Annotated in this window: 21 protein-coding genes; 10 read left to right on the forward strand and 11 right to left on the reverse strand. The window is 61.6% G+C overall.

Annotation, left to right across the window (positions count from 1 at the left end; translation table 11 throughout):
* Window positions 1-49 precede the first annotated feature (49 nt).
* The 5 genes from V7714_RS14275 to V7714_RS14295 all read left to right on the forward strand — a co-directional run bounded on the left by V7714_RS14275 (window position 50) and on the right by V7714_RS14295 (window position 7530).
* Complete coding sequence (locus V7714_RS14275; RefSeq protein WP_335710344.1) at window positions 50-919, forward strand: carbohydrate ABC transporter permease; 870 nt, start codon at window positions 50-52, stop codon at window positions 917-919.
* Window positions 916-1809, forward strand: coding sequence for a carbohydrate ABC transporter permease (locus V7714_RS14280; protein ID WP_335710345.1), 894 nt, complete (start codon window positions 916-918; stop codon window positions 1807-1809). The genes V7714_RS14275 and V7714_RS14280 overlap by 4 nt, the downstream gene beginning before the upstream one ends.
* Entirely contained in the window at window positions 1806-3296 is a 1491-nt protein-coding gene (gene nagZ, locus V7714_RS14285; RefSeq protein ID WP_335710346.1) for a beta-N-acetylhexosaminidase, read from the forward strand. Before V7714_RS14280 ends, nagZ begins: the two co-directional genes overlap by 4 nt.
* Before the next feature lie 280 nt (window positions 3297-3576).
* Window positions 3577-4689, forward strand: coding sequence for an ABC transporter ATP-binding protein (locus tag V7714_RS14290; RefSeq protein ID WP_335710347.1), 1113 nt, complete (start codon window positions 3577-3579; stop codon window positions 4687-4689).
* A gap of 90 nt (window positions 4690-4779) precedes the next feature.
* Window positions 4780-7530, forward strand: a complete 2751-nt coding sequence (locus V7714_RS14295; protein ID WP_335710348.1) for a TonB-dependent receptor — start codon at window positions 4780-4782, stop codon at window positions 7528-7530.
* A 255-nt stretch (window positions 7531-7785) separates the two neighbouring features.
* Here V7714_RS14295 and V7714_RS14300 read toward each other — a convergent pair whose 3' ends face one another.
* The 5 genes from V7714_RS14300 to V7714_RS14320 form a co-directional block, all read right to left on the reverse strand.
* A complete protein-coding gene (locus V7714_RS14300) occupies window positions 7786-8613 on the reverse strand; it encodes a M48 family metalloprotease (RefSeq protein WP_335710349.1) in 828 nt (275 codons plus the stop codon).
* Window positions 8614-8633: 20 nt separating this feature from the next.
* The gene (locus V7714_RS14305) at window positions 8634-9134 is read right to left on the reverse strand and encodes an SH3 domain-containing protein (RefSeq protein WP_335710350.1); all 501 of its coding nucleotides are present in this window, start codon (window positions 9132-9134) and stop codon (window positions 8634-8636) included.
* Window positions 9135-9138: 4 nt separating this feature from the next.
* The gene (locus V7714_RS14310; RefSeq protein WP_335710351.1) at window positions 9139-11010 is read right to left on the reverse strand and encodes a CHASE2 domain-containing protein; all 1872 of its coding nucleotides are present in this window, start codon (window positions 11008-11010) and stop codon (window positions 9139-9141) included.
* 68 nt (window positions 11011-11078) lie between these two features.
* The gene (locus V7714_RS14315; protein WP_335710352.1) at window positions 11079-11450 is read right to left on the reverse strand and encodes a hypothetical protein; all 372 of its coding nucleotides are present in this window, start codon (window positions 11448-11450) and stop codon (window positions 11079-11081) included.
* A gap of 161 nt (window positions 11451-11611) precedes the next feature.
* The gene (locus V7714_RS14320) at window positions 11612-12337 is read right to left on the reverse strand and encodes a YebC/PmpR family DNA-binding transcriptional regulator (protein ID WP_335710353.1); all 726 of its coding nucleotides are present in this window, start codon (window positions 12335-12337) and stop codon (window positions 11612-11614) included.
* Window positions 12338-12458: 121 nt separating this feature from the next.
* Between V7714_RS14320 and V7714_RS14325 the strand changes: the two genes are divergently transcribed.
* Window positions 12459-12749, forward strand: coding sequence for a PsiF family protein (locus tag V7714_RS14325; protein ID WP_335710354.1), 291 nt, complete (start codon window positions 12459-12461; stop codon window positions 12747-12749).
* A 45-nt stretch (window positions 12750-12794) separates the two neighbouring features.
* Here the strand turns inward: V7714_RS14325 and V7714_RS14330 are convergent, their stop codons facing one another.
* Entirely contained in the window at window positions 12795-13775 is a 981-nt protein-coding gene (locus V7714_RS14330; RefSeq protein ID WP_335710355.1) for a site-specific tyrosine recombinase XerD, read from the reverse strand.
* A gap of 53 nt (window positions 13776-13828) precedes the next feature.
* On the opposite strand from V7714_RS14330, the gene V7714_RS14335 reads away from it, so the two are divergent.
* On the forward strand, window positions 13829-14716 hold the full coding sequence (locus tag V7714_RS14335; RefSeq protein WP_335710356.1) for an AEC family transporter: 888 nt from the start codon (window positions 13829-13831) through the stop codon (window positions 14714-14716).
* A gap of 91 nt (window positions 14717-14807) precedes the next feature.
* Here the strand turns inward: V7714_RS14335 and rplS are convergent, their stop codons facing one another.
* The 5 genes from rplS to ffh form a co-directional block, all read right to left on the reverse strand.
* Entirely contained in the window at window positions 14808-15191 is a 384-nt protein-coding gene (gene rplS / locus V7714_RS14340) for a 50S ribosomal protein L19 (protein WP_335710357.1), read from the reverse strand.
* A gap of 61 nt (window positions 15192-15252) precedes the next feature.
* Entirely contained in the window at window positions 15253-16026 is a 774-nt protein-coding gene (gene trmD / locus V7714_RS14345) for a tRNA (guanosine(37)-N1)-methyltransferase TrmD (protein WP_335710358.1), read from the reverse strand.
* Between the two features lies 1 nt (window position 16027).
* Window positions 16028-16576: a ribosome maturation factor RimM gene (rimM, locus tag V7714_RS14350; RefSeq protein ID WP_335710359.1), complete on the reverse strand. Its 549-nt coding sequence runs from the start codon at window positions 16574-16576 to the stop codon at window positions 16028-16030.
* A 24-nt stretch (window positions 16577-16600) separates the two neighbouring features.
* Window positions 16601-16843, reverse strand: a complete 243-nt coding sequence (rpsP, locus tag V7714_RS14355) for a 30S ribosomal protein S16 (RefSeq protein ID WP_284197205.1) — start codon at window positions 16841-16843, stop codon at window positions 16601-16603.
* A 195-nt stretch (window positions 16844-17038) separates the two neighbouring features.
* Window positions 17039-18388: a signal recognition particle protein gene (gene ffh, locus V7714_RS14360; RefSeq protein ID WP_284197204.1), complete on the reverse strand. Its 1350-nt coding sequence runs from the start codon at window positions 18386-18388 to the stop codon at window positions 17039-17041.
* 261 nt (window positions 18389-18649) lie between these two features.
* Between ffh and V7714_RS14365 the strand changes: the two genes are divergently transcribed.
* The 3 genes from V7714_RS14365 to V7714_RS14375 all read left to right on the forward strand — a co-directional run bounded on the left by V7714_RS14365 (window position 18650) and on the right by V7714_RS14375 (window position 22624).
* Window positions 18650-19468, forward strand: a complete 819-nt coding sequence (locus V7714_RS14365) for a cytochrome C assembly family protein (protein ID WP_335710360.1) — start codon at window positions 18650-18652, stop codon at window positions 19466-19468.
* Window positions 19469-19662: 194 nt separating this feature from the next.
* Window positions 19663-21375 carry a type IV-A pilus assembly ATPase PilB gene (gene pilB, locus V7714_RS14370; RefSeq protein WP_335710361.1) on the forward strand — a complete coding sequence of 571 codons (1713 nt, stop codon included), beginning with the start codon at window positions 19663-19665 and terminating at the stop codon, window positions 21373-21375.
* A gap of 25 nt (window positions 21376-21400) precedes the next feature.
* Entirely contained in the window at window positions 21401-22624 is a 1224-nt protein-coding gene (locus tag V7714_RS14375; RefSeq protein WP_335710362.1) for a type II secretion system F family protein, read from the forward strand.

Raw genomic sequence — 22624 nt, forward strand, 5'->3', positions numbered from 1 at the left:
GCATCGCCCTGACACGCAGCTGCCGTACACCGGCATGGAGACATCTATCGTGGCCCACTCCCGCAAAGCCACCCTGACGGCCTATCTGTTCCTGGCCCCGGCCATTATCCTGCTCCTGGCCTTTGCCTTCTGGCCCGTCGGTTTCGGCTCCTATATCGCCTTCACCCAATACAATCTGATCGACGCCCCGGTATGGGTAGGGCTGGATAATTTCCGCGAGCTGTTCGACGACGAACTGTTCATCGGCTCGCTGAAGAATTCCGCCCTCTACCTCATCGTGGTGCCCGTCATCCAGGTACTGGCTATCCTGCTGGCGGTCTTGGTCAACAACAACCTGCCGGGTATCAAGTTCTTCCGCGCCGCCTATTACCTGCCGGTGGTCACCACTGTGTCGGTCATCGGCATCATCTGGAACTTCATGTACAACGACGATGGCGCCCTCAATGCCATCCTGCGCTGGCTACACCTGATCAACGAGCCCATCGGCTTTCTCACTGACGACCGCATCGCCCTGTTTGCCGTCATGTTCGTCACCATCTGGCGCGGCCTGGGCTGGTATATGGTGCTCTACCTGGCCGGCCTGCAGGCCATCTCGGCCGATGTTTACGAAGCCGCCACGCTGGACGGCGCCAATGCCTGGCAGAAGTTCTGGCGCATCACCGTGCCCCTGCTGCTGCCCACCATCCTGCTCTGCTCCATCATGTCCATGCTGGCCGCCGTCAAAGCCTTCGAGGAAGTACAGATCATGACTCAGGGCGGGCCATTCCAGTCCACCTACACGGCGCTCTACTACGCCTATGAATTCGGTATCAAGTCGCTCAACTTCGGTCGTGCGCTGGCCGCCAGCCTGGTCATGTCGGTCGTCTGCATGCTGCTGGCCTGGCTCAACTTCCGCTACCTGCAGCCCAAGAACCCATGAGCCAAGCCCAAACCATGCCGGCAATCGCCCCCTCGTCCGCCACCATGCTGCAGCGCGGCCTGCACAGCGCCCGCCTGCGTCGCATCGTCCGCCGCCTGCCCCACTACCTGCTGCTGTCTGTGCTGGCCATCATCACCGTCTATCCATTCTGGTGGACCCTGGTCACGGCCCTCTCCACTACGGGTGACGTCTACAGCTTTCCACCGCCGTTGTGGCCGCAGGACCCCAGCTTGGTCAACTTTATCGAGGTGTTCGACACCATCGATCTGCTGGCCTTCTACAAGAACTCACTGCTGATCTCTGGCGCTACCGTGGTCGGCACCCTGGTGATCTGCAGCCTGGCCGCCTACCCCCTGGCACGGATGCAGTTTCCCGGGCGCAAGCTGGTGTTCGGCGCCATTATCGCCACCATGATCCTACCGGCCGAGATCAACTTCCTGGTCAACTTCATCACAGTCTCCAAGCTACAGCTGACCGACAGCGTGACCGGCGTGGTCCTACCCAATCTGGCAGGCGCGGTCGGCATCTTCCTGATGAAGCAGGCCTTCGAGGCCGTGCCGCAGGATCTGATCGACGCAGCCCGGGTAGATGGCGCCAACGAGTGGGAAATCTTCTGGAAGATCATGCTGCCGTTAGCCAAGCCCGCCCTGGGTGCGCTGGCCATCCTGACGCTGGTAACCGCCTGGAACCAATACATCTGGCCCTCGGTGGTCATGACCAGCCCGGAGAACTTTCCGCTCAGCGTAGGCGTGCAGTACCTGTCGGGCTCATTCAGCTTCAAGACCCGCGTGGTTGCCGCCGGCGCCGTACTGACCGTGATCCCCATCCTGATCGTCTTCCTGTTTACCCAACGCTATTTCCTGCGTGGCTTTGATGGTGCCGTGAAATGACCCAGAACCTGAACCAGCTTGCCGGCCGCGCCCTGATGGTCGATGTACCCGGCGATGAACTCACCGCAGCCGATGCCGATTTCCTGCGGCAGCTTGATGCCCGTGCCATCTGCCTGTTCCGCCGCAATGTCAGCAGCGCCGAAAAAACCCGCAAACTGGTGGCCGACCTCAAGGCCGTCATCGGCCAGGATGCCCTGATAGGCATAGACCAGGAGGGCGGTGCAGTCATGCGCACCCTGTTTATGCCGGCGGCCCCCAGCGCCATGGCCCTGGGCGCGATAGGCTCCGACACCCTGGCCTACCAGGTCGGCGCCGCCATCGCTCGCGGCCTGGCATCGCTGGGCATCAACTGGAACTACGCGCCGGTACTGGACCTGAACAACAACCCGCGCAATCCCGTCATCGGCGAGCGCAGCTTTGGCGCTGATCCGGAGCAAGCTGCCCGCCTGGCCGGCGCCTGGATGGCCGGCCACCTCAGCGAAGGCGTGGCTACCTGCGTCAAGCATTTCCCCGGCCATGGCGACACCCATACCGATTCACACCTGGCCCTGCCCATCGTCGACAAGTCACGCAACGCCATTGAGCAATATGAATTGTCGCCGTTTCATGCCCTCATCCATCAGACCCCTGGCCTGATGAGTGCCCATATTGTCTTCCCTGCCTTCGACAATGAGCGCCCCGCCACACTCTCGCCCGCCATCTTGCAAACCCTGCTACGCGACGAGTGGGGCTACCAGGGCGTCACCATTACCGATGGCATGAACATGAAGGCCATACGCGAGCGCTGGGGTCAGGCCCAAGGCACGGTCATGGCCGTCGCGGCAGGCGCCGACCTGTCGCTGGTTCTGCAGTTCGGCGATGAAATGACCGAGGCCAAGCAGGCCTTGCTGGCGGCCGTCGCAGCCGGCACGCTGCCTGCAGCAAGACTGGCCGAGGCGGATGCGCGTGTCACCGCCATGGCCCGCCGCTATCCTGCCGAAGTCCGTCCCTATAGTGCCGAGCAGGAAGCCGCCGACCGCGCCCTGTTTGCTGGCGCCTGGGCGCGCGCCCTGACCCTGGTAGGCGAGGCACAAAGGCCGCCGCTGGGCAGTCGGGTCAGGCTGGTATTGCAGGCCGACGCACCCTCCGACGGCGTGTCCGAGCCCGGCCTGGCCGCCAGCGTGCTGATCGCCAAGCTGGCCCCCCTGTATGAGCTGGACGTAGTGAGCTACCAGCGCCGCAGCGAGCTGCAGTGGGAGAGCCTACCCCAGGATGGCGTCTACACCATCGTGGCCTCCACCACGCGCGAGCGTTATGGCGTCGCCGAGCGCAGCAGCTGGCGCCCGCAGCTGCACCTGGCGCTATGGAACCCCTATGCCGCAGCCGACCTGCCCTGCGCAGCCTTGGTCAGCTATGGCTTTGCCGACCCGGCGCTGAATGCCGTGGTGGCCTGGCTCAAGGGCGAACTGAACGCCACTGGCCAGTTGCCCGCCCCGCTGGACGCCTGATACAGCGCAAACACAAGCACTCCGCCCGACCACCTGAGGCCCGCCTGCCCCCCTTTTTTAATGGGGTGTTGCAGGCGGGCCTTCTGCTGTCCGCCACCAGGTTTGCACGGGGATTGGTACAAGCGTCCAGTGCCTGCCGCACAAACGCAACACTTGCAGACAAGCACCATAAAGGCGTTGACAGTGTTGTTACAGTGGTATTGAATCGGTCTTGTATTAAATTGGTATTGAAGCGGTGTCAACACGACAATACCGCTGGCCAACAACAAGGAACCGGTCCATGGCCGAACTGAAACTGAAAAACCTGCAGAAGACCTACGAGGACGGCCCTACCGTCATCCACGGCATCGATCTCGATATCCGCGATGGCGAGTTCATGGTCTTCGTCGGCCCCAGCGGCTGTGGCAAGACCACCACCTTGCGGATGATAGCCGGGCTGGAGGACATCAGCGGCGGCGATCTGTCCATAGGCCAGCGCCGGGTCAACGATGTTCCCGCTGCCAAGCGCGGGGTTGCCATGGTGTTCCAGAGCTACGCCCTGTACCCGCACATGACCGTGCGCGAGAACATGGGCTTTGGCCTCAAGCTGGCCAAGAAGCCCAAGGCCGAGATCAACGAAGCCGTCGAGCGCGCCGCACAGGTGCTACAGATCACCCATTTGCTTGAGCGCAAGCCCAAAGCGCTTTCGGGCGGCCAGCGCCAGCGCGTTGCCATAGGCCGCGCCATCGTACGCAAGCCCGACGTTTTCCTGTTCGACGAGCCGCTGTCCAACCTGGATGCCTCCCTGCGGGTGCAGATGCGCATCGAATTGGCCAAGCTGCACAAGGATCTGGCCACCACCATGATCTACGTCACCCACGATCAGGTTGAGGCCATGACTCTGGGTGACCGCATCGCCGTCTTCAATGGTGGCCGCATCGAGCAGGTCGGCACCCCGTTGGAGCTGTACCAGCAGCCAGCCAACCAGTTTGTCGCCGGCTTCCTTGGCTCGCCCAAGATGAATTTCCTGCCGGCCCAGCTGCGCAGTGGTAGCAACAGTGGTAGCGATATTGTTCTAGCTGGTAATACCAGTATTACTCTGCCACAACAGTACCGCCTGCTGTCCGGTAGCCCCATCATCCTGGGCGTGCGGCCAGAGCACATTGCCTGGCAAGGCCAGGCCGAGGACAACGCCATCCCCGCCAGCGTCGATCTGGTGGAGCACCTGGGTGGAGAGCAGATCATCTACGCCCGCGCCGACGGCATGGACACCCAGATCGCCTTCTCCCTGCCCAGCAAGGAAACCGCACCACACCGAGGCGAGCGCGTCTGGCTCAAGCCCGAGCTGGCTGCCTGCCACCTGTTCGATGCGGCCGGCCTGGCCCTGCCGGGCAGTGGCCAACCCTATCCGTAGCACCCGTATACCCCGCCTTCGCCGGGTAGGGCGAGGCCGGGATCGTTGTTCAGCATCAGAGCGGTACTTATCCAATTACAGGAGAGTGGCATGTTTAACGAAAGGGGTTTCGCCATGCAGTACAAACCAACGCCCGTCGCCTTGGCAGTAGCCATTGCCATGCTGGGCGCAGCAGCACCCGCCTACGCGGCCGATGCACCGGCCGCCCAGCCGGAGGTGAAGGCGGAGGAAGTAAAGGTCACTGGCATCCGGGCCTCCAAGCAGCGCTCACTGGTTGCCAAGCGTAACGCCGCCTCGGTCGTGGAAGTCGTGACCGCTGAAGATATCGGCAAGATGCCAGACAAAAACGTCGCCGACTCGCTCCAGCGCGTTCCCGGTGTGAATACCATCACGGCCGGCGGCACCGAGGGCGGCTTTGGTGAAAACGATCGTATCAGCCTGCGTGGCACCCCCCCCAGCCTGACCGCCACCACCATCAACGGCCACGGCGTCGGTACCGGTGACTGGTTCATCCTGAACCAGACCGGTGCAGGCCGCAGCGTCAGTTACTCCCTGCTCCCATCCGAACTGGTAGAGCGCATTGAAGTACGCAAGAGCGCCCGTGCCGACGTCACCGAAGGCGGTGTCGCCGGCTCAGTAGACATCCAGACCCGCCACCCGCTGGACGCCAAGACCCCGTTCTCCGCCACCGCCAATATCCAGGCCGTCTACTCGGAACTGGCCGACAAATGGGACCCCCAGCTCAGCGCCTCCTTCAACTGGAAGAACAGCGCCAATACTTTCGGCATCATGGTGCAAGGCTTCAACGAGAAGCGCCATCTGCGCCGCGACGGCCAGGAATTCCTGTGGTGGGACACCCTGGAAAATCTCTGGGGCAAGAACAACGATGTACTGGCAGCAGCACCCGAGCTGCGTGGCAAGAACATCAGCCTGCTGACCGGCTCGGCCTGGTTTGAGCAGGAGCGCGTGCGCAAAGGCGGCTTGATCACCCTACAGGCCCGCCCGGCCGAAGGCATCAACCTGGAACTGTCCGGCTTCAGCTCCAAGCTCAATGCCTCGAACTACAACCGCAACCAGATGTTCTGGGCCGTATCGCCACTCACCAATGGTGTCGTCCCCTCCAGCTACACCATAGAAGGCAGCACCGTCACTGCTATCGCCTTCCCCGCCACCTGCCCTGCCCACCTCAATGGCGCCTGCGGTGGCTCCTGGATACAGGACGCGATTGGCCGCAAGGGCGCTTACGCCAAATCCGACTTCCTCAACCTGGATGGTCGCTTCAATATCAACGACCGCTTCACGCTGACCGGCCAGCTTGGCACCACACGCGGTGAGGGCGGCACGCCGCGCGATACCATCGCTGAAATTGGCGGCCCTTACGTAGGTGGCAGCTACAAGCTCAATGGCATGAACGGCGCGGCCACGGTCACCATACCTGGCGTGGCAAACTTCCCCACGGCAGGCAATATCGACACATGGGGCGGCAAGGTACTGACCAAGGATTCCGAGGACTACGGCCAGGTTGATGGCCGCTATACCTTCAGCGAAGGTATCGTTCCCAGCCTCAAGTTTGGCCTGCATTTCGCCAAGCATGAGCGCAGCCTGGAGCAGACCGGCAGCATTACCGATCCTGCAGGCGTGCCACGCAGCAGCCTGGGGGCCGTTACCGGTAGCTATCCCAGTGACTTCGGCGCCGGCCTGGGTGGTGGTGTGCTTGGCGGTTCCTGGGCCATCCCCTTTGACCAGCTGATTGCCTGGGGCGACAAGTACAAGCGCGCCGACCGGCAGGACTGGGCCAGCTCCTACACCATCAGCGAGCCCACCAGTTCGGCCTACATCATGGCTGACATCCAAACCGACGAAGGCCTGAGCGGTAATGTGGGTATCCGTTTTGCCCGCACCAAGGAAGAGATCAAGTCCTACGTTCTGGATGCCAACGGCAGCTTCCAGGGGCCAGGTAACACCCGTTACGCGGCCAGCGTAGTATCGTCGGACTACACCGACGTCCTGCCCAGCGCCAACCTCAAGCTCGACATCGGCAACGATCTGGTCGCCCGGATTGCCTTGGCCAAGGTCATGGCCCGCCCCGACTTTGGCCGCCTGGCCGGCCTGAGCCTGAATGATACCTCACTTAGCGGCAGCGGCGGCAACCCCTACCTCAAGCCTATCCGCTCGACCAATTTTGACGCAGGGGTGGAATGGTACTTCGGCAAGAACGCCATGCTGTCAGCGGCCTTCTACTCGATGGACCTGTCATCCTATGTCTCGTTCGGTACTTACAATGCCGTATTCCGCAACGGTGTCGAAAGCCAGAAGCAGGGCAAGGACATATTCAGCACCTATCTGATGAATACCCCGATCAACACCACAGGTGATGTCAAGGGCCTCGAGCTTTCGCTGGAAATGCCTATTGGTGGTGGTTTTGGCTTCAACACCAACTACACCTATGCGGATGGTAAGGAAACCAGCGTGGCCTGCGAGGCCAAGGAAAAAGCCGGTGACCGGCACGCTTGCGACCTCGTCGGCACCTCTGAGCACTCCCTCAACCTGGGCGGCTTCTACGAAGTGGGCAAGCTGAGCGCTCGCGTCGCCTACAACTACCGCTCCGCCTTCCTGAACGGTATCGATCGTCGCAGCGCGGTCTATCAGGATGCCGTCGGGACCTGGGTCGCTTCGCTCGGCTACACCATCAACGACAACCTGGCACTGAGCTTCGATGCCAAGGACATCAACAACCCACTGCTGAAGACCTATGTCTACGACAAGACCGGTGCCAAGCAGCCACAATCGTTCTACAAGAATGGCCGCCAGTACTACGTCGGCCTACGCATGAAGTATTAAAACCTGGCAAGGGGCAGGCCGTCGCTGTCTTGCGGCCTACCCTGCTCCACCCCAGGGTGAGACAAAACACCGCCATTGCGGCGGCCGGCAAGGCGGCGTAGCAGGTCCCGGCCCATCTTCCATCAAGGTTCACTCCTCTCTGGCGCGTGTTGCATCCCCCTGTGGGCCATGCCACCGCGCCACTTTTTATGCCTCACCCGGCACGAAAAACGGCGCACCGGCCAAGCCGGTACGCCGCTTATCGTTAAGCCTCGCCTAGCGCCTGAGCTTGCTAAAGCGCGGCAGGTTGTCCACGTTCTTGCTCAACTCCTCCATGCGCTCGCCCATGGCCGCATCCAGCCGGTCCAACCGGTCATTGGGCATGGGGTGGGTTTCCAGCAGAAAACCCAGGCCGGGATCGCTGGCCGATTCCGACAGGGTCTGCAACACCCCGACCAAACCATAGGGGTTGTAGCCGGCACGCGCTGCAATCACCACCCCCATGCGGTCGGCCTCGAACTCGTCTTCCTTGTCCAACCCCTTCAGGTACAGCTCCTTGCCACCGCCGATCAGTTTGGCGGTATTGGCTGCGCTACGCTTACCGGTGTTATCGGCATACTGGGCGGCAATGTCGGACAAGGCCGCTGTCCCCAGGCTTTTCTGGATGGCGCTGAGCTGGTGCTTCTTCAGCACGTGGGCGATTTCATGGGCCAGCACCCCCGCCAGCTCGGCCTCGCTGCGCAGGCGCTGCAGCAGCCCGCGGGTGACCAGGATATGCCCGCCTGGCGTGGCGAAGGCATTCACATGGGGATGGTCTATCACCCCGAACTTCCAGGGCAGGCCCGGGCGCTCGCTGTGCTGAGCCAACCACACTCCCACCCGGTTCACATAGCGCTGCATCTCGGCGTCATCCACCAGCGGCGCGGCACCCAGCAGGGTGGCAGCCAGCTCGCCGCCCATCTGCACCTCTTCGGCTTCAGTAATGTCGCGATTGGCATCCACTACCTTCTTGGCGGTCTCCAGCCCCTTGATCAGCTTGCCCACATCCCAGGCCTGGGCCGGGGCGGCAAAGGCCAACAACAGGGGCAATATCAGTTTGCGCATGCTGAGCTCCTTATTCCCTGTCATTTGCCGTCAGCCGATTTGGGCAGGTAGTCAACCTTCACGTCTTCCAGCTTGCCGGCGCGGGCAAACCGCTTGGCATCCTCTGCCGTGACCTGCATGCCGTTGAGCTTGGCCAACTGCTCCATATCAGGCTGTGCCTCCTTCAGCCCATCCTTGCTGATGCCTTTGACGCCCGTGGTCTGGGTCTTGGACGAACTCCCGGTCTGGAACACCGATACCAGCGAGCCCAGCCCACCACCGCCGCTACCGGGCTTGGCCTGGCTGTTGCCGGTGCGCACGTTCAACATCTTCACCCAGCCGACCTGACCGTCGGCCTTGATCTGTATCCAGGCACCCTGCCGCTGCACGATCTCTACTGCCGCCTTGGCCGTCACATCGCTGACCTTGGCTGCATCCGCAAAAGGCTTTTGTTTCAGTTCTGCTGCCCGTAACACCGTGCCCATCTCTGCCGCCTGCGCCAGGCCGGCCGCCAACAGCAAGACAGTTATCGCTATTTTCATTGCTTCAACTCCCGTTTCCGCTCGTGCCCAGACGCCCGGGCTCAAACAACCTGACTTCCTGTTCCCTGCCTTTTACATGGTGCAAGCCGCAATCACGGTAGCTGAAATCCGCCTGCGCCAGCAGCATGGTCGACTCTGCCACCAGCACCCGCGCCACCCCCTTGGTCTGCCCTTCTATGCGGCTGGCCAGGTTCACCGTGTCGCCTATTGCAGTGTAGTCCAGTCTATCGCGGGAGCCGATAAAGCCGACAACCGCAGGCCCACTATTGAGGCCGATGCCAATGTCGAAATCATGCCCCAGCTCGGTCAGCTCGGCCTTGAAGCGCACCAGCGCCTCGGCCATCTCGATGGCGGCCGCGATCGCGTGCCTGGCGTGGTCAGGGTCATTCACCGGGGCGCCCCAGAAGGCCATGATGGCATCGCCGATGAACTTGTCCAGGGTGCCGCCATGGCGGAAGATGATTTCCACCTGGGTGGAGAAATAGCGGTTGAGCAGGGAGACAATGGCTTCGGGCGAGCGGGTTTCCGACAGCGTGGTAAAACCGCGTATGTCCGAGAACAGCACCGTCACCTGGCGGCTTTCGGCGTTCACCTCGGTATTGATCTCACCATTGGCCACCAGATCGCTGACCACGCGCGGGTCCAGAAAACGCTGGAACATGCCCATGGCCCGCTCGCGCTGCTGCCGCTCCTTCAGATAGGCCAGCAGGGCACACAGCCAGAAATAGCCCCAGCCCCAGGCCAGCGGCGCAAACAGGGGCAGGAACAACCCGCGTCCCAACTGCCACCAGGCTATCGCCACCACCAGTACATTCACCCCCAGCAGGCCATACAGGATGCGGGTAGGTGCATAGCCACAGGCAAACAGCCAGGCGATGGTGCCCAGCAACAACGCGACAAAGGGCAGCACCAGCGGCCTGGGCTTCTCGCCCAGCCAATCGCCTGCACGCAGGTTGTCTATGCTGGTGGCCAGGATATCGACACCAGGATAGGTGCTGGCCAAGGGGGTAAGGCGCAGATCCATCAGGCCCGGCGCCGCCGCACCGACCACCACGATCTTGTCCTTGAACTCCATCACAGGACGGCGGGGTTGCTCGCGCTGGGCGTCTTCATACAGATCGGCATAGGATACATGTTGCCAGCCACTGCGCCAGTTGAGCAGGATACGGTCACCCTGCTGCGGCAGCGGCCAGGCCAGGTCGCGCGCCAGCCGGGCGGGCATGGAGGGGAAGCGCCACCCCTGGTAGTCCTTGTAGAGCAGGTAGTGGCGGCCCACCAGGTCGCTGTCCTCCACAAAATTGATCAGCCCGCCGCGCATGGCCTCCGGCTGCTTGTGCTGCAGCATCACCAGGGGCAGCAAGACGGGGATACGGGTTTGCGGATTGGCACCAGGCAATGCCGCCACACCGACAGCGGGTGGAATCATGCTGGCCAGGGGCCCGCCACTGCCACTGTCCTGCAGCGCCATGGCCAGATAAACGTTGTTGTGGGCCGCTACCGTCTCGGCAAAGGCCTGATCATGCTCGGGACGGTAAAAATCCATCTCGTTGAAATGGATATCAAACACGATGGCGCGAGCACCCTGGCGTGCCAGATAGTCGGTCAACTCGCCGTGCACCGAACGTGGCCAGGGCCAACTGCCGGCCGCCTCGTTCATCCGCTCGAGCGAGCGCTGGTCGATATCGACCACCACCACGCCGGTCGAAACCGGGCGCCGCTTGGCATGCTCGCGCAGCAGCACATCGCCGGCGCGCTGGTCGATGATGCGGCTGGTGTGCAATACGGTGTAGTCCAGCAACACCAGCAGCAAGCTGATGGCCAGCCAGTGCCACCAGGAGAAATGGCGCAGCAGGCGTAAAAGGTGTGCGGAGGTCATGGCGTGGCCGGGCGATCAGACAGCTTGCTTTTTAGCAGCCTGCGGCCCCGATCTCCAGTGCCGTCCGCTTATTTCAACGGCCCCATGCGCGTCATGGCTGGCTTGTGCTGGCGTAGCATCTGGGCCACAAAGGCATCCCGCTGGGTAGGCGCGCAGCGGGCCAGCAAGCGGAAAGTCTCGCTGGGCAGGCGGCGATAGCGCCGGCGATCCCGTTGCGGGTGGACCTGGCGCCAGCGGTTGAACACCAGCCAATCCCACAGCTCATCAGCCACCGGCTCACCTATCTTCATGACCAGGTCACGATAGGCAATGTAGTCGCCAATATGGGGTCGGGGGCCGGGGTCAGGCAATTGCCGGCTGACACGCATGCCCAGCAAGCCGCGCAGGCGATCCCGCCAGCGGCTGTTACCACGATTTCGATAATTTGGCGTGTGATACATGGCGGCAATCCGTTCCTCAACAAGCCTCTGTGCCTGCTCTATCTTAGGCAAGCCACAGCTCAAATGCGTAAGGGCCGGATAACCGGCCCTCGGTCGGGCAGTACAGCATCCATCGCGGCGGCTTTACCAGCCCGCCCGCAGACTGCCCGTCTACTGGTCTGTTACTCGTCCATCAGGGCGGTGGTGTAGACCTCCTGGACATCGTCCAGGCTTTCCAGCGCATCCAGCAGCTTCTGCATCTTCACGGCATCGTCGCCGGCCAGCGGTGTCTCGGCCTGCGGCTTCATGGTGGCTTCGCCCATTTCAGCCTTGAAACCAGCGGCCTCCAGCGTTTCCTTGATGGTGACGAAGTCATAGGGAGGGGTGATCACCTCGATGGAACCATCGTCATTGCTCACCACATCGTCAGCACCAGCCTCCAGCGCCGCCTCCATCAAGGCATCCTCATTGGTGCCAGGGGCAAAGATCAGGTAGCCACAGTGCTTGAACTGGAACGACACGCAACCATCAGTGCCCATATTGCCGCCGTACTTGCTGAAAGCATGGCGCACATCGGCCACGGTACGGGTCTTGTTATCGGTCAGGCAATCCACCATGACGGCAGCACCACCTATGCCATAGCCCTCGTAGCGTGTTTCCAGATAGTCCACGCCCTCCAGGTTGCCGGCACCGCGATCAATGGCGCGCTGGATATTGTCCTTGGGCATATTGGCACCCAGGGCCTTGTCCACCGCCAGTCGCAGGCGCGGGTTGGTGGCAGGGTCGGGGTCGCCCATCTTGGCAGCAACCGTGATTTCCTTGATCAGCCGCGTGAACAGCTGGCCGCGCTTGGCGTCCTGACGACCCTTGCGGTGTTGAATATTCGCCCACTTGGAATGGCCGGCCATGATAAAAATCCTCGAAAACGAATCAGAAGAAGGCCGGCATTTTATCACAGCGGCATTTGCTGCTGGCTGACAGCTCTTCTACACTGCCTTGGCTTTGCCATTTCCCCTATTGGAGTTCACCATGAAACTGCTGGCCCTTATCGCTCCCGCCCTGCTGTGCCTGAGCCTCGCCCACGCTGCCGACGCCCCCGCCACGGCCAAGGAACCCACCAAGCAACAGAGCAAGATGGTTCAGTGCAACAAGGATGCCGAAGGCAAAAAGGGCGACGAGCGCAAGAAATTCATGAGCGAATGCCTCAAGGCCAAGCCTGCCAATCCGCAGCAGGAGAAGATGAAGGCCTGTAACAAGGAGGCCGAAGGCAAGAAAGGCGACGAGCGCAAGAAGTTCATGAGCGAGTGCCTGAAGAAGTAATACCGCCATCTCCCCTCACGGTGTGGCTCGCCTGGCGAGCCACGGTCATGCCCCACCGCGACGGCCACGCGGGTGATGCGCCGCATGCAGGGTTGCCAGCCTGGCCTTGGCCACATGGGTGTAGATCTGGGTGGTGGTAATGTCCGCATGCCCCAGCAGCAGCTGCACCACCCGCAAGTCCGCACCGTGGTTGACCAGGTGGGTGGCAAAGGCGTGCCGCAGCACATGCGGGCTCAGTCGCTGGGCCGCGATGCCCACCCGCAGTGCGTACTGCTTGACGATATACCAGAAGCCCTGCCGGGTCAGCGGCTGGCCATGGGCATTCACAAAGGCAATCGGGTGGGCACGGCCGTCCAACAACTGCGGCCGTCCTTCGGCCAGATAGCGCCGGAACGCCTGCTGCGCCGGCTGGCCCATGGGCACCAAGCGCGTCTTGTCGCCCTTGCCATGCTCTATCCGCACCGAACCCTCGGCCAGGTTCATGGCCGCCAGCGGCAAGACCACCAACTCCGACACCCGAAGGCCTGCCGCATACATCAGCTCCAGCATGGCCGCGTCACGCAGGCCCAGCGGCGTATCCAGCGCGGGTGCACGCATCAGCGCCTCCACCTCCACCTCGGACAGCGTCTTGGGCAAGGGCCGCACCAGCCTTGGGCCATCCAACTCGCTGGTGGGATCCTGGGCTATCGTCTCCTCCTCCAGCAAATGCCGGTAGTAGCGACGCAAAGCCGACAACAAGCGACCACGGGATGCCCCATTCTTGCCTCGCATCAAGGCCGGCAACCGGCGCTTGTCCACCTCGCTCAACGCCGCCGTCTCGGTGTAGCGCGCGGCCAGCAAGGCCAGGTAATCCCGTATCTGCTCTGGGCCCGCGCTCAGGCTGTCGCTACTCAATTGCGCCAGCCAATCGGCCCACTGGGTCAGATCGCGCCGGTAGCTATCCGCGGTATGGCTGCTCCAGCCCTCCGCCAGCCAGGCGGCATCGATAAAACCGTCTATTCTGTCCCGATCCGTCATGGCGGACATAAAGTCACCACCTCATACTGCATTTCGCTCGAACAGGCCGATAATCCCAGCCCATGATCACCCTGCTGCTACCTGACTTCCTGCTGATACTGCTGGGCTATGCGCTCAGGCGCAGCAGCTTTCGCGACGATGGTTTCTGGCAGGGCATGGAACAGTTTATCTACTACGTACTGTTTCCGCCGCTGCTCTTCAATGCAGTGTCACGCGCGCCACTGGACATGGTACAAAGCGGCCCCATGCTGCTGGCCGGCTTGCTGTTTACCCTGGGCGGCCTGTTGCTGGGCTATGCCGCCCGCTGGCTGATGCAGGCCACACCCGCCGCACTGAACAGCGGCACACAATGCGCCTACCGCTTCAATACCTATGTGGGCCTGGCCATCATCGGCGGCCTGCACGGCCAGCAAGGCATTGCCGCCTTCGCCGTGCTGGTCGGCCTGCTGATTCCACTGGTCAACCTCGTGGCCATACTGCAACTGACCCAGGGCCAGGGCCAGCGCATCTGGCGCGAGCTGCTGAGTAACCCGCTGATCCTCGCCATCGCCCTGGGGCTGTGCTGGAACCTCAATGAATGGTCGTTGCCCACCTGGCTGCACCACGGCCTGGGCCTGCTGGCAGGTGCGGCCTTGCCATTGGGTCTCATGACCGTAGGCGGCGCCCTGCGCCTAGCTGCCTGGCGCGGCGCGCCCTGGCTAGTTGCCTGGTGGTCGGTGGTCAAGCTGCTGCTGTTGCCCTTGCTGGCCGTTGCCAGCTGCCGCCTGCTGGGGGTAACCGGCGTGTACTACCAGGCAGCACTGGTATTGGCCTGCCTGCCCTCTGCCACCACCGCCTATATCCTGGCGGTGCGCCTGGGCAGCGACGGCCAGTTGGTCGCTGCCACCATTACCGCCACCACGCTGGGCGCCATGCTGACCGTGCCGCTCAACCTTGCCCTGTGGGGATGAATGCCCCGCACATGTGCGCCCTGCCGGGCGCACCATAAAAAAACGGCCGTCTTGCGACGACCGTTTTTCAAGCAGCAGCAGTGTCCGTCGCTTAAGCGGCGGCAACAGCAGCGACCTTGCGGGCCGGCAGCTTTTCCTTGATACGTGCGGACTTGCCCGAGCGGTCGCGCAGGTAGTACAGCTTGGCGCGACGCACATCACCACGACGCTTCACTTCAACCGAAGCAACCAGCGGCGAGTAGGTCTGGAAAGTACGCTCAACGCCTTCACCCGACGAAATCTTGCGGACGATGAAGGAGCTGTTCAGGCCGCGGTTACGCTTGGCGATAACAACGCCTTCGTAAGCCTGCAGACGCTCGCGGTTACCTTCCTTCACCTTCACTTGCACGATGACGGTGTCACCGGGGGCGAATTCGGGGAGGGTCTTGCCCAGACGGGCGATTTCTTCTTGTTCCAGCTTGGCGATGAGATTCATCGTTCAATACTCCAGTGTGAAGCTTGTTCCTTCTCAGGCTGCCAGCCACCTCTCGGTGCGCTCAGGCATCCTCTTTACGTGCATCCTGATCCTGTTCGGACTGGAACTCACGGAGAAGACGAGCTTCCTCTTTTGTCAGTTGGCGATCCTGCAGCAACTCGGGCCGACGCAACCACGTCCGCCCCAGCGACTGCTTAAGCCGCCAACGCCTGATCGCTGCATGGTTGCCCGAAAGCAGGACTTCCGGAACCGCCATACCGCGATATTCTTCTGGACGGGTGTAATGGGGGCAATCCAGCAACCCGTCCACAAAACTGTCTTCCTGCGCCGAGGCCGCATCATTCAGCACCCCGGGCAACTGCCTGACCAGCGCATCGATCAGCACCATGGCCGGCAATTCGCCGCCCGACAGCACATAGTCGCCGATGGAGATTTCCTCATCCACCTGGCGCGCAATCACACGCTCGTCTATGCCTTCGTAGCGACCGGCCAGAATGATCAGGCCGGGCTCCTGCAGCAGTCGCATCACCGACTCATGCGTCAGCGGCGCACCCTGCGGCGACATATAAACCACTCTACTACGCGCAGCACCGGCAGCAGCCTGCGCCGCCCTGGCATCCTCAATGGCGGCCTCCAGCGGCTCTGGCAACATCACCATGCCGGGGCCGCCACCATAGGGGCGATCATCCACCCGCCGGTAATTGCCCGTGCTGTAGTCGCGTGGGTTCCAGCACTGCAGGCCAAACAAGGCTTGCTCGTGCGCCCGCTGCGTCACGCCATGCTGGGCAATCGCCTCGAACATGGCAGGAAAAATCGTGACGACATCAAAGCGCACGTCAGTAATCCAGGCCCCAATCGACCTTGATCACGCCGGCAAGCTGGTCAACGCTGTCGATGACCGGGCCCACGAACGGAATCAGGCGTTCAACCTGGCCATCCTTCACCACCAGCACGTCATTGGCGCCGGTGCTGAGCAGGTTGTCTACCTTGCCCAGGCTTTCGCCCTGCAGGTTGACAACGGCCAGGCCGATCAGATCGGCCCAGTAGTATTCACCCTCATCTGCCGGCGGCATGGCTGAGCGAGGAATCGCAACAGTCATCCCCTTGAAACCATGGGCGACATCACGATCCGTCACGCCTTCCAGCTTGGCAGACAGATTCTTGGGCTGGCGATTACCCTCTTCGACACGATAGGCGCGCCAGTTGCCATTACGGCCCAGCCACCAAACATCGTAATCAAACAGGCTATCGGCGTACTCGGTGTCGGAAACCACCTTCACCCAGCCGCGTATACCAAACGCACCTGCGACAAAACCCATCGACACCAGATCAGCCGGTACACCGGCCGGTGATGCTGCGATGGGCTTTTGGTCCGCCGGCTTCATGTCGGCGCTCACGTCCTTCGGCACTTAGGCCGGCAGACGCTTGACCAGCTTCTTGACGCTGTCAGCCAGCTGGGCACCGTTGCCAATCCAGTGGCTCAGGCGGTCAGCAGCAATGCGCAGACCCTCTTCGCCATCCTTGGCTTGGGGGTTGTAGAAGCCGATGCGTTCAATAAAGCGACCGTCGCGGCGGCAGCGCTTGTCGGCCACGACCACGTTGAAGAACGGACGATCCTTGGCGCCACCACGGGCAAGACGAATCACAACCATTATGTTGTTCCTAAAATTCTGGTTAGGCGGAGAAAGCCGGGCATTCTACAACCACCCAGCACAAAGCAGCAAGAAGATCTTGCAACTCAAGTAATTAGACCGTATCGGCAAACCACACAGGTGGCCGCCAGACGGGGCGCGCTACCAGCACACCCACGTTGCACAACGACAAACCGGCAAGCTTTGAGCAGGCGTTTACATGCCAGGGAGCATGCCCTTCATGCCCTTCATCAGCTTGAACATATTCTTGCCCGAGAACTGCTTCATCATCTTCTGCATGTCCTCGAACTGCTTGAGCAGGCGATTGACCTCCTGCACGCTGACCCCGGCGCCCGCAGCGATACGGCGCTTGCGGCTGGCCTTGAGCAACTCGGGCTTGCGCCGCTCCAGCGGCGTCATCGAGCGAATAATGCCCTCCACCCGGCGCATGGCTTTTTCAGCCTCGGGGCCCTGCATGGCCTGGCTCATCTGGCCCATGCCCGGCAATTTGTCGAGCAGGCCGGACATGCCGCCCATTTTCTTCATCTGCTGTATCTGCGCCAGGAAGTCCTCAAGGTCAAACCCCTTGCCGGACTTCATCTTCTTGGCCAGCTTCTCAGCCTCTTCCACATCGACCGTCTGCTGCACCTGCTCGATCAGGCTGAGCACATCGCCCATGCCCAGGATGCGCGAAGCCATACGCTCGGGGTGGAAGGGTTCCAGCCCGCCCACCTTCTCACCCACACCAATGAACTTGATCGGCTTGCCGGTCACATGCCGCACCGACAGCGCCGCACCACCGCGGGCGTCACCATCGAGCTTGGTCAGCACCACACCGGTCAGCGGCAAGGCCTCACCAAAGGCCCGCGCCGTATTCACCGCATCCTGACCCTGCATGGCATCCACCACGAACAGCGTCTCTATCGGGTTCAGCAGCGCATGCAGCTGCTTGATCTCGGCCATCATGGCCTCGTCTATCGCTAGGCGGCCCGCAGTATCCACAATCAGGACATCAAAGAAATGCCGCTTGGCATGATCCAGCGCAGCACGGGCAATATCGGCCGGCGCCTGCTTGGGGTCGGAAGGAAACCACTCCACCCCCACCTGGCCTGCCAACAGCTTGAGCTGCTCGATGGCGGCAGGCCGATACACGTCAGCCGAGACCACCAGCACCTTCTTCTTGGAATCTTCCTTCAGGCGCTTGGCCAGCTTGCCGGTGGTCGTGGTCTTGCCCGCCCCCTGCAAACCCGCCATCAGCACGATGGCCGGCGGTACCGCAGCCAGATTGAGACTGTCGTTGTGGTCGCCCATCAGCTTCTTCAGCTCATCGTGTACCACCCCGATCACTGCCTGGCCCGGCGTCAGGCTGCCCATCACCTCCTGCCCCAAGGCGCGTTCCTTCACCTGGGCCACAAAGGTTTTCACCACAGGCAAGGCGACATCAGCCTCCAGCAGGGCCATGCGCACCTCGCGCATGGCGTCCGAGATATTGTCCTCCGTCAACCGGGCGTGACCGCGCAGGGTTTTGACGACAGTGGAAAGACGGCTTTGCAGGTTGTCAAACATGGGAGCAATTCTCAATCGGCACCCAGCGGTGCTCTGTTAGACTTGAGCAGCCTCTCGACACGAGGCCGAAGACTGGTTCGGAAACTGTTTACCGCTATCTTGCCCGCCAGCAGCAGGGCTGCAAACACGGCATCCGCAGCCGCATGGGGTAGCTGCCGCAGTGCGCTACCGATGCCGGCAAGCGCGTAAACAGATTCCCAAAGGCTGTTTAAACCCGGCAGTTTACCTGACTTGCCGCAACCCGACTTGCCAACACGCCCCATGACTCAGTACCTCACCCTGCTCCCCCTGCTGGTATGGCTAGGCTACCTTGCACTGGCCGGCTGGCTGTGGGCATCGCGCCGACCGCCATTCCAAGACTTGCCAGCCACCCGGCTCAAGCTGGAGCACAGCCTACTGGGGCTGCTGCTGCTGCTGCACGCCCCCCTGGCCTTCACTCCCTTGATCAGCCTTGCACCCCACTTCGGCGCACGCGAAGCCCTGGGCATGCTCACCTGGATAGCGGTACTGATCTACTGGACAGCAGCCTTCCTGATCAAGCTGGAAGGCCTGCAAGTCATCTTGCTGCCGGTGGCCACTGTCAGCCTGGGCGCCAGCCTGCTGATGCCTGCCGGCCACCCGACACCCTGGCTGTCCGCCCCCCTGATGCAGGCTCATTTCGCCATTGCCATGCTGGCCTATGGGTTTTTCGCCGTGGCGGCGGGGCTGGCCATCCTGATGCGGCTGGCCGATCGCCAGCTTCACCACCCAGGCCGTGGCCTGCTGAGCCAGCTCCCCCCCTTGCTGGCACTTGAGCGACTGCTGTTCTCCACCCTGGCGCTGGGCTTTGTGCTGCTGACCGCCACCCTGGTCACCGGCACGGTCTTCTCCGAGGCCCTGTTCCACAAAGCCGTCACCTTCAATCACAAAACCCTGTTCTCGCTGGCCGCCTGGCTGGTATTCGCCGCCCTGCTCTGGGGCAGGCAGACGCGCGGCTGGCGCGGCCGCATTGCCGTGAACTGGACGCTGACCGGCTTCACCCTGCTGCTGTTGGCCTATATTGGTAGTCGGTTCGTAATGGACGCCCTATTGCAGCATTGAGTCACAGCGCAACAGACCAGGCCCGCCCATGTGTTACGCAAGGCGAAATACATGCCCACGCCGTCAAAAATCCCGCCAAAGCCAGACGGCGCAAGGGTTTTCGGCTTTACATACGAACTTGACAAAGGCATTATTTATGCCAGCCTTCTAAATACGGCGCAGTTCGCGTCACCTTCCGCAAGGACGCATTACCTATGGCGCAATCCCCATCCACCCTCTCTGGCATCGCCCGCGCGCTGGTTCAGCAAGGCCGCTTGCAGGAAGCCGATGCGGATGCCATCCAGGCACAGGCACAGGCCAGCCAGACCAGCTTTGTGCAAGCCCTGGTTGCCAGCAAGAAACTCAGCGGCCTGCAGGTGGCCGAGTTCGCCGCGCAGACCTTCGGTTATCCCATGCTGGACCTGGCCCAGCTCGACCCGGCCTATATCCCGCCCGGCGCGCTGGACCGCAAACTGATGCAGACCCGCCGCATTGCCCCGCTGTACAAGCGCGGCACCAAGCTGTTCGTGGCCATCTCCGACCCAACCTATCTGCAGGCACTGGAAGATGCCAAGTTCCAGAGCGGTGCCGTCATCGAACCCATCATTGTCGAAGACCCCAAGCTGGGACAGCTGATCGACAAGCTGGTCGAGGCCAGTGGCGCCAACCTCAAGGACATGGTGAACGACCAGGATGACCTGGACCTCAACGTGCCCGAGGAGACCCAGGTAGAGGCCGACACCGGCAGCAACGAAGTCGATGACGCCCCGGTGGTGAAATACATCCAGAAGCTGCTGCTGGATGCCATCAATAGCGGCGCCTCCGATATCCACTTCGAGCCCTACGAGAAGTTCTACCGCGTGCGCTACCGCATCGACGGCGTGCTGCGCGAAGTGGCCCAGCCACCGCTGGCCATCAAGGAGAAAATCTCCTCCCGCATCAAGGTGATCTCCAAGCTCGACATCTCGGAAAAGCGCATCCCGCAGGATGGTCGGATGAAGCTGGTGCTCTCCAAGACACGCGCCATCGATTTCCGGGTCTCCACCCTACCCACGCTGTTCGGCGAGAAAATCTGTATGCGGATTCTCGACCCCAGCTCCGCCACCCTGGGTATCGACGCGCTCGGTTACGAGCCAGATCAGAAAGCCGCCCTGCTGGACGCCGTCCACCGCCCCTACGGCATGGTATTGGTAACCGGCCCCACCGGCTCCGGCAAGACGGTGTCGCTCTATACCTGCCTGAATATCCTGAACGAACCCGGCATCAATATTTCGACTGCCGAAGACCCGGCCGAAATCAACCTGCCCGGCATCAACCAGGTCAACGTCAACGACAAGGCCGGCCTGACCTTCGCGGCGGCACTCAAGTCCTTCCTGCGGCAGGATCCCGACATCATCATGGTGGGTGAAATCCGTGACCTGGAGACCGCCGACATCTCGATTAAGGCCGCCCAGACCGGCCACATGGTGTTCTCCACCCTGCACACCAACGACGCGCCCGCCACCCTGTCGCGCATGCTGAACATGGGCATCGCCCCGTTCAACATCGCCTCGTCAGTCATCCTGATCACCGGCCAGCGGCTGGCACGGCGCCTGTGCTCGGCCTGCAAGAAGCCGGTGGACATACCACACGACGTTTTGTTGCGCGCCGGCTACACCGAGGACGAGCTGGATGGCAGCTGGCAGCCCTACGGGCCTGTCGGCTGCGATATCTGCAAGGGCACGGGCTACAAGGGACGGGTGGGCATTTATCAAGTCATGCCCATCTCCGAAGAAATGCAGCGCATCATCATGCGCCAGGGTAACTCTATAGACATCGCAGACCAGGCCAAGCGCGAAGGCATTCGCGACTTGCGCCAATCCGGCTTGCTCAAGGTCAAGCAAGGCATGACCTCGCTGACCGAAGTAGAAGCCGTCACCAACGAATAAGGCTGTTAAGCCAAGGAGTAACCGCATGGCGGTCGATAAGAAAAACCAGGTCAAGGAACAAACCTTTTCCTGGGAAGGCAAGGACAAGACGGGTAAAACCATCAAGGGTGAAATGCGCGCCGGCGGCGATGCCGTGGTACGTGCCAGTCTGCGCCGCCAGGGCGTTACCGTGCTCAAGATCAAGAAGCAATCGCGATCCATGGGCAAGCGCATCACCGAGAAGGACATCACCTTCTTCACCCGCCAGATGGCGGTCATGATGAAGTCCGGCGTACCGTTGCTGCAGGCTTTCGATATCGTCGCCAAGGGACATAGCAATCCCAGCGTGACCCGCTTGCTGACCGAGATCAAGAATGACGTGGAAACCGGCGCCAGCCTCACTCAAGCGTTCCGCAAGCACCCACTTTACTTCGATCAGTTGTTCTGCAATCTGATACAAGCGGGCGAACAGGCTGGTATTCTTGATAATCTGCTGGACAGGCTAGCCACGTACAAGGAAAAAATCCTCGCCATCAAAGGCAAGATCAAGTCCGCTCTGTTCTACCCTATCTCTATCGTCGTTGCCGCCTTTATCGTTATTTCGGTGATCATGATTTTCGTGATTCCAGCCTTCAAGGACTTGTTCTCAGGCTTTGGTGCTGAACTGCCTGGTCCAACCCAGTTGGTGATTACAATCTCAGAGATATTCCTAGGATATTGGTGGGCTATCTTTGGCAGCATAGGTGGCGGCATCTACGGCATCATCCAGCTCAAAAAGCGCTCCAAGAAGTTTCAGCATGCAATAGACAAGCTGTCGCTGCGTATTCCAGTGCTGGGTGAAGTTATGCGCAAAGCCACCATCGCCCGCTGGACACGCACCATGTCCACTATGTTCGCTGCCGGCGTGCCACTAGTCGAAGCACTGGACTCGGTCGGCGGGGCCGCCGGTAATATCATCTTCGCCGACGCCACCAAACGCATCCAGACCGAGGTCAGCACCGGCACCAGCCTGACTGTCGCCATGCAGAACAGCGAAGTCTTCCCCCCCATGGTGATGCAGATGGTTGCCATTGGCGAAGAATCCGGTGCACTGGACGCCATGCTGGGCAAGATCGCCGACTTCTTCGAGCAGGAAGTGGACGAGGCCGTCGATGCGCTGACCAGCCTGATGGAACCCATGATCATGATGGTACTGGGCCCCATCATCGGCGGCATCATCATCGCCATGTACCTGCCCATCTTCAAGATGGGTGCCGCCGTCGGCGGCTGA

It is taken from the genome of Chitinimonas sp. JJ19 (genome assembly GCF_036961565.1).
Classification (GTDB): Bacteria; Pseudomonadota; Gammaproteobacteria; order Burkholderiales; family Chitinimonadaceae; genus Chitinimonas.